Genomic DNA, 11,564 nt, shown 5'->3' with positions numbered 1-11,564 from the left:
GAAGCTCCTGGGCGGGCGGGTCAGTGAGATCCGGAATGCTGGATTCTCCTCAGTTTGACGTTCTTAGATTGTATTCGGTTTCGATAAAATACAACTAAGGCTATTCGGGCAAGAACGCAGAACATCGGCGATCAGGGACGGGGCAAAGACCCTACCGTCAGATTCGAACAGTGGCCGCTCCGGCCACGGCGGGTTCGATATCCCCATGATCCTGCCCGCCCTGTTCGCGATGATGAGCCTGCAGGCGCCCGCGCCCGAACCGCCGGCGCGCCTGACCTTCCTTCACGGCGACGAAACCCTGGCGACCTGGCTCGAGGCGTCGACGCCGCGGCAAGGCGACCGGGTCCGCGCGCGGGTCCTGCGGGTCCGGAAGGGCGTCCAGCCGTTCTGGCTGGTGCTGGAGACCGACTGCGCCGCCGGAACCTCGGCCCTGATCGCGGCGAAGAACATCAGGCCGGAGGATTCGGCGCCCCCGCCCTTCGAGGGCGAGGCCTGGCATCGGCCGCTGCGTCCGTACGACCGGTTGGGGCGGGCGCTGCAGGCGGCGGTCTGCGACGGCCGGGTCCCTCACCCCGGGACGCCGCCGGCGCCGGGCGTCGAGGCGGCGATGGCCGCCGCCCTGCCCCTGAGCGCCCAGGCGATCCGTCAACGCCCTCTCGAGCTGATCGTCGCCCGGTCCGGACCGGCGGCCGTGCTGGTGGACCGGGCGACCCTGGACGGCGGCGGGCCGCAATGGGAGGTGCGCAGCCTGAAGCGGACCGGCGAGGACGGACGGGGCGTGTGGTCCTGGTGGGAAGTCGATTGCAGCTGGCGCCGCACCGCCGATCTGCAATGGTCCGCCCCGGCGCGGGCCGACGGCGGCTACGGCCCCCGGACCGAGGACGCCGGGCCCGCCCGGCCCGTGACGGCGGGCTCCGATGAGGCGGCGGTTCTGGATGTGGCGTGCGCCCCGGACATCTGGAGCCGACCCGCGTCCGACTCCATCGGGACGGCCTCAGGGCCTCACCAGCGCCGGTCGTCGTCCCGCCAGTAGACCCGCTCGCGGCCATAGCGGTAATCCCGGTTGTAGCCGCCGAAGCCGTAGCCGCAGGGGTCCTCCTCCTCGGACAGCTGGTGGCCGATCAGGGCTCCGGCCAGGGCGCCGATGGCGGCCCCCTCCTCGCGGTTGTCGCGCCCGGCGACCGCCGCCCCGACCGCCGCCCCCAGCGCCGCCCCCGCGCCGGTCGCGAACTCCCGGTTCCGGGCGTAGTCCCGCTCGCACGCCGAGGCGTAGTCGTCGCGCATGGTGGCGCACCCCGTCAGCATCAGCCCGCAGGCCGCCGCGGCGGTGATCGATATGGCTCGCATCGCGTCTCTCCCTCAGGCCCCGGCCTTCAAACTCCGCAGGACGGGGGCCGTTCCGGGGCGGGTAGAGAGGCCCTCCGCTTGAGGGGCGCCGCACGGATTCCTTCTCCCCTTGAGGGAGAAGGTGCCCCGGAGGGGCGGATGAGGGGGCTGCGTCCGCGTGCGCGCCGGCGAGAGCAGACGCGGTCCACGGACAGACGGGTGTTTCACCCCTCATCCGACCTCGCTCCGCTCGGCCACCTTCTCCCTCAAGGGGAGAAGGAAACGCTGCTACAATTTCATTTCCAGACACACCAATTTTCACACCCCGACCGTTGTTTTTCCACGGAAATTAAGAAATGCAGCGTCATTTGCGCGCCGCATGTGGGGGCCGTGCCAGACTCCTGCCCATCCCGTCGGCGGGGAGGGCGTCGGATCCACGTTCTCGATGACGGCGGGCTGTGGTCGAGCGATGAAGCCCGGGAGACGGATATCCCGGGGGTCCTTGAGGACGTCGATGGATGGCGTCCCCTGCTCGCCGCGCGCCTGCGGATTGCGGACCGATGTCGCCCATTGCGTCAAGTCCGCCCCGCGCCGTCGTCAGCAATGGCGGCGGCGGATGATCCGGCAAGGCCCGAAGAAGGGCCGCCAACCGGAGGGCGTGTGGAAAACGGCTGCGCGGGGCGTCTGTCTCGTCGAAACGGTAAAACCATAGCTCTCCGGGCGAGGCCCGGCGGCCCCGCTCCCTCCCCGCACTTTTCGGCAGCGATGCCGAAGAGGGTTTCCGCCTGCCCGCAACGAAAGGATATCGCCGCCATGAAGCCCCGCCGGATGTCGCGACAGCGCTGGGTTCGCGCCTGTGCTCACGCTTTGCAGCGTTGGCGTCTCGAACAGATCGCCAGCGGCAAGGAACAGCCGCTCTGCAATCGCGAAGAGTTCTACCTTCGAACCCTGCGCGAGGATGGCCGCGCCAACCCCGCCGACTTCATCATCCCGTATCCGATGCTGCTGATAGAGGCCCTGACCGAACTGGGTGAGCCGCAGTCCACCCAACCCTTCTCCCCCACCCCCGAACCCGCTATCTCCGCCCCATGACCCTCCCCCACGCCCTGAACGGTCTCGGCGACATCGCCGGCGACTACGACATCCTGCTCTGCGACGTCTGGGGCGTGATCCACAACGGCCGCGAAAGCTGGCCCGCCGCCTGCGACGCCCTGGCCCGCTTCCACCGCGATCACGGCCAGGTCGTGCTGATCTCCAACTCGCCCCGTCCTTCGCCGGGCATGATCCTTCAGATGGACGGCCTGGGCGTGCCGCGGGAGTCCTGGGGCGCCGTCGTCACCTCCGGCGACGCCACCCGCGTGGAGCTGGCCAGGCGCGCGCCCGGCCCCGCATGGATCATCGGCCCCGAGCGCGACGCCCCCCTCTACGACGGCCTCGGCCTGGCGATGGCGGCGGGCGCCGCGGACGCCGCCTTCATCTCGGTCACCGGCATGATCGACGACGAAACGGAAGTCCCCGAGGACTACCGCGACCGCCTGTCCGCCGGCGCCGCCCGCGATCTGGAGATGATCTGCGCCAACCCCGACCGGGTGGTCCAGCGCGGCGACAAACTCATCTGGTGCGGCGGCTCCCTGGCCGACCTCTACGAAAGCCTCGGCGGCCGCGTCGTCATGGCCGGCAAACCCTTCGGCCCGATCTACGACCTGGCGCTCAGGGAGGCCGCCGACCTGCTCGGTAAACCCGTCGACCGGTCGCGCGTCCTGTGCATCGGCGACGGCGTGGTCACCGACGTCCTCGGCGCTGCCAAACAGGCGCTGGACTGCCTGTTCGTCGCCCAGGGCATCCACGGCGACGCCGCCCGTGGTCCCGACGGCCGCCTCGACCCGGCCCGCGCCGCCGACCTGCTGAAGGCGGAAACGACGTACGCCCGCTACGCCGCGCTCGATCTGACGTGGTGACCGGTCTCGATTCACGCTAAGGCCGGGCCATGACCGAACTCGTCAGCAAACATCCGTCCGGCGGCTACATCCTCGAGGAGCTGCACGTCGGCATGACCGCCGAAAAGGTCATCCCGGTCACCGAGGCGCGGATCCAGCAGTTCGCCGAGGCCTCGGACGACTTCAACCCCGTGCATATGGACGAGGCCTTCGCCGCGAAGACCGCCTATCGCGGCCGCATCGCCCACGGCCTGCTGACGGCCTCGTTCGGCTCGGCCGTGGTCGGCACCATCCTGCCCGGCGCGGGGGCCATCTACCTGTCCCAGACCCTCGGCTTCCACCTGCCTGTCCGCATCGGCGACCAGGTCCTGGTCCGGGTCAGCGTCAAATCCGTCGACCCGGAAAGCGCCCGGGTCGAGCTGGACTGCGAGGGCTTCGTCGACGGCAAGCTGATCATGGATGGCGTCGCCCTGGTCCGCGTGCCCCGCCGCCGGCGTCCCGCGAAGGACTGACCGGGCCGTGATCGTCACCGACTGGCGCGGCCTGCCCGAGCAGTTGAGGGGCGCCGCCGTCGCCATCGGCGCCTTCGACGGCGTGCATCGCGGACACCAGGCGGTGATCGCGGAGGCCCGCGAGGCCGCGCGGCGGCTCGGCGCCCCGCTCGGCGTGGTCAGCTTCGATCCCCATCCCCGGCGCTGGTTCCAGCCCGACGCCGCCCCCTTCCGCCTGATGACGCCCGGCCAGATGGCCCGGGCCATGGAGCCGCTGGGCGTCGACATCCTGTACCTCCTGCCCTTCGACGGCGGCATGGCCGCCATGTCCGACGAGGCCTTCGCCCGGGACGTGCTCTCCGACGGACTGGGGATCCGGCACGCCGCCGTCGGCTTCGACTTCACCTACGGCAAGGGGCGCACGGGCTCGCCCGAGGGCCTGCGCCGCCAGGGCGAGGCCCTTGGCTTCACCGTCAGCGTCGCCGACCGGATCGACGATCCCGACGGGCTGAAACTGTCCTCCTCCGCCGTGCGCGAGGCGCTCAAGGCCGGCGACATGGCCCGCGCCGCCGCCATCCTCGGCCGGCCCTTCGCCATCGAGGGCGAGGTCGTTCACGGCGACAAGCGCGGCCGCACCATCGGCGTCCCGACCGCCAACATCCCCATGGGCGACTACATGCGCCCGGCCTACGGAATCTATGCGACCCGCACCCGTCTGCCAAAAAACGAGAAATGGGACGGCCGCACGTTCGACGGCGTCGCCAGCCTCGGCCTGCGCCCCATGTACGCGCTGGACCAGCCCCTGCTCGAGGTCTGGCTGTTCGACTTCGACGAGGACCTCTACGGCCAGACCGTCGAGACGGACCTGATCGCCTTCCTGCGCGAGGAAATGACCTTCGACGGCCTCGAGGCCCTCAAGGTCCAGATCGGGGCCGACGCGGCCGCGGCCCGCGCCGTGCTGGCTACTCCAGCCCCTCCATCGTGACCTCGGACAGGGGCGGCCGGCCCTCGACCAGCACGTCCTCGACCCGCCACATCGGGCCCTCCTTGAGCAGCTTCAGCGTCAGGGTCTTCTCCTCCCCGGCCTGCGGGAATCGGACCACTCCGGTCGCCTCGGTCGTCGAGGCGCCGGTCACCTCCACCACCGCCGGGCCCATCCCCGCCGGGTCCTGGCAGTCGCAGATCGGGTCGTAGTCCAGCCTCGGCTCCCCGCCCGGCCGCCTCGCGTCCGCCCCGATCCGGGCGGCCATCATCCGCGAATAGATCGGGTCCTGCCCCGCCGCCGGCGACTCGCCCATCGCGTCGGCGGCGTAGGCCGCATAGATCGCCCGCACGAATTCCTCCGGCCCCGCCCTCGCCGCCTCGTAGATCGCGGGCCGACCGGGCGGCAGGGCGGCCGGCGCGTCGGCCGGCTCCGGCGCGGCCCCTTCCGGCGAGGAACAGGCGGCGACCGCTGCGAAGCCGGCGACGGCGATGATCAGAACGTTCCGGCCCATGACGAACACTCCCAAGGTCGCTCCGACTATCCCGCCGCCGCCACCCGGTGGCAATCCCGACTGGCGCAGGAGGGGCAGCCTCTGCTAGACCGGCGCCACCATGACCGTCCGCGTGTTTCGCCCGATTTCGATTCGTCGCCCGGCGTAGCGCCGCAGGGCCGCTGGCCCCGTGCTCGCCGGGATATCGAAACTTCGCGAACGATCACAGACGACGAGACGAGACTTCATGGCCGACGCCAGCGACACGCCCACCGGACGCGATTACCGCGAGACGGTCTTCCTGCCCGAGACGCCCTTCCCCATGCGCGGCGGCCTGCCGCAGAAGGAACCGGCGATCATCGAGGCTTGGGGCGACCTCTATTCCGCCCTGCGCAAACAGCGTCAGGCCGAGGGCGCGCCGCTCTACGTCCTCCACGATGGCCCGCCCTACGCCAATGGCGATATCCACATCGGCCACGCCCTCAACAAGACGCTGAAGGATTTCGTCGTCCGCTCGCGGTTCCTGCTGGGCCACGACGTCGACTACGTCCCCGGCTGGGACTGCCACGGCCTGCCGATCGAGTGGAAGATCGAGGAACGCTACCGCGCCCAGGGCCGGCGCAAGGACGAGGTCTCCAAGGCGGAGTTCCGCCAGGCCTGCCGTGAATACGCGGCTGGCTGGATCGACGTGCAGCGCGATCAGTTCAAGCGGCTGGGCGTCCTCGGCGACTGGGACCACCGCTACGCCACCATGGACTTCACGACCGAGGCGGCCATCGTCGCCGAGTTCCACAAGTTCAAGAACTCCGGCCAGCTCTACCGCGGCTCCAAGCCCGTCATGTGGTCGCCGGTCGAACGCACCGCCCTGGCCGACGCCGAGATCGAATACCACGACCACGTCAGTCCGACGGTCTGGGTCAAATTCCCGGTCACCGGGGCGACCGACGATCACCCCGACGACCTGCTGGCCTTCCGCCACGCCACGCCTTCGGTCGTGATCTGGACCACCACGCCGTGGACCATTCCGGCCAACCGCGCCATCAGCTACGGCCCCGAGATCGCCTATGGCCTCTATGAGGTCACGGCCATGGAGACCGGGCTGGAGTTCGAGCCCTGGGCCAAACCAGGCGACCGGCTGATCGTCGCCGACAAACTGGCCGGGGACGTCTTCAAGGCCGCGAAGATCGCGACCTGGACCCGCATCGACGACCTGAACCCGTCGGGCCTCGAATGCGCCCACCCGCTGGCCCAGCTGTCGCCCGGCTACGGCTTCTCTGTGCCCCTGCTGGCCGGCGACCACGTCACCGACGACGCCGGCACCGGCTTCGTCCACACCGCGCCCGGCCACGGCGCCGACGACTTCGAGGTGTGGAAGGCCCACGGCCATCACGAGGTGCCCGACACCGTCGATCCCGACGGCGCCTACTACGACCACGTCCCCCTGTTCGCCGGCCTCAAGGTGCTGGAGACCGAGGGCAAGAAGACCGGCAAGTTCGGGCCCGCCAACCCGGCGGTGATCGACAAGCTGATCGAGGCCGGCGCCCTGCTGGCCCGCGGCCGGATGGAGCATTCCTATCCGCACAGCTGGCGCTCCAAGGCGCCGATCATCTTCCGCAATACGCCCCAGTGGTTCATCCGCATGGATGCGCCGCTCGAGGACGACGGGACCCTGCGCGAGCGGGCGCTGGAGGCGATCGACAAGACCGACTTCCACCCCGAGGCCGGCCGGAACCGCATCCGCTCCATGGTCGAGGGCCGGCCCGACTGGCTGATCAGCCGCCAGCGCGCCTGGGGCACGCCCCTGGCCATGTTCGTCGACAAACAGACCGGCCAGCCGCTGATCGACGCCGAGGTCGACGCCCGGATCACCGCCGCGGTGGCCGAGGGCGGCGCGGACGCCTGGTTCACCCGCCCCGACGCCGACTTCCTCGGCGCTCACGACCCGGCCCGCTACGAGAAGATCGAGGACATCCTCGACGTCTGGTTCGACTCCGGCTGCACCCACGCCTTCACCCTGGAAGTGCGGGATCCGGCGCACGGCTACACCGGCGACCGACCCTCGCACTGGCCCGCCGACCTCTATCTCGAAGGCTCGGACCAGCACCGCGGCTGGTTCCAGTCCAACCTGCTCGAAGGCGCCGGCACTCGCGGCCGCGCCCCCTATGAGGCCGTCCTCACCCATGGCTTCACCCAGGACGAGAATGGGGAGAAGATGTCCAAGTCGCGGGGCAACACGACCGACCCCGCCGTCGTCATCAAGGAATCCGGCGCCGACATCCTGCGCCTCTGGGTCGCCCTCGTGGACTACGCCGAGGACCAGCGGATCGGGAAGCAGATCCTTCAGACCACGGTCGACGCCTACCGCAAGCTGAGGAACACCGTCCGCTACCTGCTCGGCGCCCTGGTCGGCTTCGACGAGGAAGAGCGCCTGCCGCTCGACCAGATGCCGCCGCTCGAGCGGTTCATCCTGCACCGGCTGTGGGAACTCGATCGCGACGTCCGCAAGGCCTACGCCGAATACCGCTTCCAGGATGTCGTGCGGCCGGTGCTGGAGTTCTGCTCCAACGACCTGTCGGCCCTCTATTTCGACATCCGCAAGGACAGCCTCTACTGCGATCGCCCCGACGCCATCCGTCGCCGCGCCGCCCGCACCGTCATGCATGAGGTCTTCCTGCGCCTGACCGCCTGGCTGGCCCCCCTGACGCCCTTCACCATGGAAGAGGCCTGGGGCACGCGGTACCCGGAGGGCGGTTCGAACTGCGCCCGGGTGATCCCGGAAACTCCGGACAGCTGGCGCAACCGGGATGAGGCTGACCGCTGGCTTGGGGTCCAGGCCGTGCTCGAGATCGTGAATGAGTCGCTGGAAGCGGCGCGGCGGGAGAAGACCATCGGCGGGGCGCTGGACGCCTGGCCCGTGGTGACCGGTCCCTTGGAAGCCTTCGCGGCCTTCGAGGGCCTTGACGCCGCCGAGGTGTTCCGCACCTCTGGCGCCGAACTGGTCGTCGGCGGCGACGCGGTCGCGGTCGCGGTCGAGGTCCGGCTCGCCGCCCATCCCAAGTGCGCCCGCTCATGGCGCCGCGTGCCCGACGTCGGTTCCGACCCCGCCTATCCCGAACTCAGCGCCCGCGACGCGGACGCTGTGCGCTGGTGGGACACGCAGCGAGGCTAATTGGTCGGCGTAGGGCGCCCTGCTGGCCCGCCGGCTTGCGCGCCTGGACGAGGTTCTGCGCGCGCGAAAAGCCCGCCGATCTGGATTGATCGGCGGGCGTTCACATCCTCGGATCAGGACGGCTGGCGCGCCGCGCGTGACCATTTTTCGCGGGCCGCGTAGTCACGGGCGACGCCGGCTGTCGGCCTGGGTTGTCAGACGCAAGGCCATGGCCTGCAGTTCGGCGGGGTTGACGGGTTCGCGATGCTCTCGCGCCCGTTCGATCTGGGTCGCGCGATAGGCGGAATCACGTCGCGCCGACTCCTGGCGCATCCGTTCGGCCCCCGCGGCCATTTGCTCGGCGCCCTGGGCCATGTGCACCCGCGCATTGGCCATTTCGCGAGCGGCTTGTTCACGGGCGACGGCCGCCTGGGCGCGGGCCTCCGCCGCATGAGCCATGGCCGCGCGGGCATGGGTTCGAGCGCCTTCCGAGCCGGCGAGGTACGCGCGAGCCCGGGCCTGGGCCTCGACCGCCTGACGGCGAGCCTCCCGCGCCTCGATCCGCGCCTCCGCGGCCGCCTGACGGGCTTCGGCGACCGCCTGCCGCTCCTGTTCCGTCAACGGACGGGCGCTATGGACCCAGCCGGAGCCGCCCGGCGCGGGCGGGGCCGGAGGAGCCGGCGGCGCGGGCGGGGCCGGGGGAGTGGGCGGGACCGGTAGAGCCGCATGGGGCGGCGGAGCAGGCGGAGCGGGCCGAGCAGGCGGAGCAGGCGGAGCAGGCGGGGTCGGTGTATGGTCATCCTGGCCCGCGAGCCACGCCTCGTCTGACGCGACGAGCGCGGCGGGCATGACCGCAGCGGCGGCTCGAACCTCCGTGATCGGAGCGAGAACATCGACGGAAGCGGCGGACGCAACCGGCGCGCCCGCCGCTTCGGGCGCGGCCTCTGCGCGATGCGTCAGATCCAGAGCAGCGATCGGCGTGGCGACCGCGATGAGGGCGCCGACCGTCAGGGCCATGGCGAGGGGGCGGGGACGCAGCGGGGCGGGAGTCTTCATGATGCAGGCGATCCTTCGGGTGAGGGTTTCAGCAGGTCCCGCCATCCCCAGGGCGGCGGGCGGGTTGAAGTCGGCGGCGAGGTCGACGAGGGCTCGAGCGTAGGAGCGGCGATCGACCTCGCCGAGGGCGACGGCGTCCGCCGCTTCTTCGCTGCGCGCCGACAGGACGACGTGAAGTCTCCACACGAGCGGATTGAACCAGAACAGGCCGAGCGCCAGCCGGGACAGGGCCAGGAAGACCCAGTCGCCGCGCTGCAGATGCGCCAGTTCATGCGCCATGACGGCGCGGGCGGTCTCGGGGCGGGCCAACTGGTCCTCGCCGATCAGGACCACCCCGGGCGGCGTCCCCCAACTCAGCGGGGCGCCGACGGCTGCGGACGCCACCAGCCGCGGACGCCGTGCGGCGTCCAGGCGGTCGAGAGGCGCGGTCCAGGCCGGGGCAGTCACCATCTGGCCGCTCCGGGTCCAGCGCCGCAGAGTCCAGACTCCGAGTGCGAACCGGCCCAGCACCAGCAAGGCGCCGGCGGCCCAGGCCCAGAGCGCCAGGTCTGCAACCGACGGCCACAGGATCGAGCCGGAAAGAGTCACGCCTTCGACCGGTTCGACCGCCCCTGCCCAGGCCACCGGGGACGGAAGGGCGGCGGCGGCCTCAAGCGGCGGCAACAGCGGAACCGACAGGCCGGGCGCGGCCGCCATCACCAGCGGGAGGGCGACCAGCAGGCAGACACTGACCCTCAGGATGTCGACCCGGTCGGCCGCCGGACGGAAACGCAGGGCCCACGCCAGGGCCAGGCCCGCGCCTGCGATGAAACCGGACTTGAGCAGCAGTTCGATAACAAGGGCGGCGCTCACGAGCCGCGCTCCCGGGCCTGCTCGATCGCCCGTTCCAGGGCCTGGACCTCCTCGGGACTCAATTTTTTCGTCAAACCCAGAAGGGCCGTCGCTGCCGAAACCGCCGAGCCGGCGAAGAAGGTGTCGACCGTGCGCTTCAGCGCTCCGGCCGCCAGGGTCTGCGGCCGTTGCATGGGTCGATAGACGAAGCCGTCCTCGGCCGACCGGCGCCCGACCAACCCCTTGGCCTCGAGCCGGGACAGCAAGGTCCGGACCGCGGAATCGCTGAGCGCGCCGCTCATCGCGGCGCGAACGGCGCCGGTAGTGGCCTCCTCAAGACGACACAGAACCTCGAACGCCTCTCGTTCGCGTCGCGGCAGGGTCTCGATCACGGCGGGCTCCATCCGATCGTCACTACATTTGTCGCGCTACGTTTGTAGCGCAGTGCGGCAGAATTGAGGCGGTGGAGGTGAACTCCTGGCAAGGAAAGGGCTTCTCCCGGCCAGCCGGCCCCGAGACGAACAGCCAAAAGCCCCGCCGGCGATGCCGGGCGGGGCTTTCAGATCTTGGGTGCGGGAGCAGGATTTGAACCTGCGACCTTCAGGTTATGAGCCTGACGAGCTACCGGGCTGCTCCATCCCGCGGCAAACGGTAGTGTAAGGGAAGAGCAGTTCGAGAGATGGGCGACAGCCCATAATACAATCATCTATCCGTCTGGTAGACCCGGCGGCGACCTACTCTCCCGCGCCTTGAGACGAAGTACCATCGGCTCTGGAGGCCTTAACGACCGAGTTCGGAATGGGATCGGGTGGGGAACCTCCGACATAGCCACCAGGTCAACCAGGCGGATAGACGATTGTGAGAAGACATTGTCGTATTCGAAAATCGAATGAGTTTTGCTGAGAAACGATCAAGCCGATCGGATTATTAGTACCAGTAAGCTTCATGGGTCGCCCCACTTCCACACCTGGCCTATCAACGTGGTAGTCTTCCACGATCCTCAGCGAAGCCTTGTTTTGAGGTTAGTTTCCCGCTTAGATGCTTTCAGCGGTTATCTATTCCATACATAGCTACCCTGCTGCACAACTGGCGTCATGACAGGTCCACCAGAGGTATGTCCATCCCGGTCCTCTCGTACTAGGGACAGATCCTCTCAAGCTTCGAACACCCACGGCAGATAGGGACCAAACTGTCTCACGACGTTCTGAACCCAGCTCACGTACCACTTTAAATGGCGAACAGCCATACCCTTGGGACCTGCTCCAGCCCCAGGATGTGATGAGCCGACATCGAGGTGCCA

General features: G+C 69.6%; 10 protein-coding genes, 1 tRNA gene and 2 rRNA genes. 6 read left to right on the top strand and 7 right to left on the bottom strand.

Translation table 11 applies throughout. The features are described 5' to 3' along the window. Window positions 1–205: 205 nt before the first annotated feature. Window positions 206–1,033 (top strand): hypothetical protein, encoded by an 828-nt coding sequence (locus tag Q8Q71_RS08850; RefSeq protein WP_305759221.1) that lies wholly within the window; start codon window positions 206–208, stop codon window positions 1,031–1,033. Here Q8Q71_RS08850 and Q8Q71_RS08845 read toward each other — a convergent pair. After that, on the bottom strand, window positions 1,003–1,347 hold the full coding sequence (locus Q8Q71_RS08845; RefSeq protein WP_305759220.1) for a glycine zipper 2TM domain-containing protein: 345 nt from the start codon (window positions 1,345–1,347) through the stop codon (window positions 1,003–1,005). The genes Q8Q71_RS08850 and Q8Q71_RS08845 overlap by 31 nt on opposite strands. A 792-nt stretch (window positions 1,348–2,139) precedes the next feature. On the opposite strand from Q8Q71_RS08845, the gene Q8Q71_RS08840 reads away from it, so the two are divergent. The 4 genes from Q8Q71_RS08840 to Q8Q71_RS08825 are packed head-to-tail and all read left to right on the top strand — an operon-like array spanning window position 2,140 to window position 4,739. Next, window positions 2,140–2,418 carry a hypothetical protein gene (locus Q8Q71_RS08840; RefSeq protein WP_305759219.1) on the top strand — a complete coding sequence of 93 codons (279 nt, stop codon included), beginning with the start codon at window positions 2,140–2,142 and terminating at the stop codon, window positions 2,416–2,418. Continuing rightward, window positions 2,415–3,284, top strand: a complete 870-nt coding sequence (locus tag Q8Q71_RS08835; protein WP_305759218.1) for a TIGR01459 family HAD-type hydrolase — start codon at window positions 2,415–2,417, stop codon at window positions 3,282–3,284. The genes Q8Q71_RS08840 and Q8Q71_RS08835 overlap by 4 nt, the downstream gene beginning before the upstream one ends. Window positions 3,285–3,313: 29 nt before the next feature. Continuing rightward, window positions 3,314–3,775 (top strand): MaoC family dehydratase, encoded by a 462-nt coding sequence (locus Q8Q71_RS08830; protein ID WP_305759217.1) that lies wholly within the window; start codon window positions 3,314–3,316, stop codon window positions 3,773–3,775. Window positions 3,776–3,782: 7 nt separating this feature from the next. After that, complete coding sequence (locus Q8Q71_RS08825; protein WP_305759216.1) at window positions 3,783–4,739, top strand: bifunctional riboflavin kinase/FAD synthetase; 957 nt, start codon at window positions 3,783–3,785, stop codon at window positions 4,737–4,739. Here the strand turns inward: Q8Q71_RS08825 and Q8Q71_RS08820 are convergent. Further along, window positions 4,717–5,250 (bottom strand): DUF3828 domain-containing protein, encoded by a 534-nt coding sequence (locus tag Q8Q71_RS08820; protein WP_305759215.1) that lies wholly within the window; start codon window positions 5,248–5,250, stop codon window positions 4,717–4,719. The two genes, Q8Q71_RS08825 and Q8Q71_RS08820, sit on opposite strands and share 23 nt — an antisense overlap. Window positions 5,251–5,476: 226 nt before the next feature. Between Q8Q71_RS08820 and ileS the strand changes: the two genes are divergently transcribed. Then, window positions 5,477–8,398 carry an isoleucine--tRNA ligase gene (gene ileS / locus Q8Q71_RS08815; protein WP_305759214.1) on the top strand — a complete coding sequence of 974 codons (2,922 nt, stop codon included), beginning with the start codon at window positions 5,477–5,479 and terminating at the stop codon, window positions 8,396–8,398. Window positions 8,399–8,560: 162 nt separating this feature from the next. Here ileS and Q8Q71_RS08810 read toward each other — a convergent pair whose 3' ends face one another. The 5 genes from Q8Q71_RS08810 to Q8Q71_RS08790 form a co-directional block, all read right to left on the bottom strand. Next, complete coding sequence (locus Q8Q71_RS08810; RefSeq protein WP_305759213.1) at window positions 8,561–10,285, bottom strand: M56 family metallopeptidase; 1,725 nt, start codon at window positions 10,283–10,285, stop codon at window positions 8,561–8,563. Then, the gene (locus Q8Q71_RS08805) at window positions 10,282–10,656 is read right to left on the bottom strand and encodes a BlaI/MecI/CopY family transcriptional regulator (RefSeq protein WP_305759212.1); all 375 of its coding nucleotides are present in this window, start codon (window positions 10,654–10,656) and stop codon (window positions 10,282–10,284) included. The genes Q8Q71_RS08810 and Q8Q71_RS08805 overlap by 4 nt, the downstream gene beginning before the upstream one ends. Window positions 10,657–10,831: 175 nt before the next feature. Then, window positions 10,832–10,908: transfer RNA gene (locus Q8Q71_RS08800), tRNA-Met, on the bottom strand. Between the two features lie 77 nt (window positions 10,909–10,985). Then, window positions 10,986–11,100 (bottom strand): 5S ribosomal RNA (gene rrf, locus Q8Q71_RS08795). 70 nt (window positions 11,101–11,170) lie between these two features. Further along, window positions 11,171–11,564 (bottom strand): 23S ribosomal RNA (locus tag Q8Q71_RS08790); the annotation flags it as partial.

Source organism: Brevundimonas sp., assembly GCF_030704825.1.
Lineage (GTDB): Bacteria > Pseudomonadota > Alphaproteobacteria > Caulobacterales > Caulobacteraceae > Brevundimonas.
Note: the sequence above shows the minus strand (reverse complement) of the source record. Positions and strands in the feature narration are given on the sequence as shown.

Excerpts from the sequence above, each read along its gene's own strand:
- Q8Q71_RS08850 (WP_305759221.1), top strand. The coding sequence starts at position 206 with ATGATCCTGCCCGCCCTGTTCGCGATGATGAGCCTGCAGGCGCCCGCG.
- Q8Q71_RS08845 (WP_305759220.1), bottom strand. The coding sequence starts at position 1,347 with ATGCGAGCCATATCGATCACCGCCGCGGCGGCCTGCGGGCTGATGCTG.
- Q8Q71_RS08840 (WP_305759219.1), top strand. The coding sequence starts at position 2,140 with ATGAAGCCCCGCCGGATGTCGCGACAGCGCTGGGTTCGCGCCTGTGCT.
- Q8Q71_RS08835 (WP_305759218.1), top strand. The coding sequence starts at position 2,415 with ATGACCCTCCCCCACGCCCTGAACGGTCTCGGCGACATCGCCGGCGAC.
- Q8Q71_RS08830 (WP_305759217.1), top strand. The coding sequence starts at position 3,314 with ATGACCGAACTCGTCAGCAAACATCCGTCCGGCGGCTACATCCTCGAG.
- Q8Q71_RS08820 (WP_305759215.1), bottom strand. The coding sequence starts at position 5,250 with ATGGGCCGGAACGTTCTGATCATCGCCGTCGCCGGCTTCGCAGCGGTC.
- ileS (WP_305759214.1), top strand. The coding sequence starts at position 5,477 with ATGGCCGACGCCAGCGACACGCCCACCGGACGCGATTACCGCGAGACG.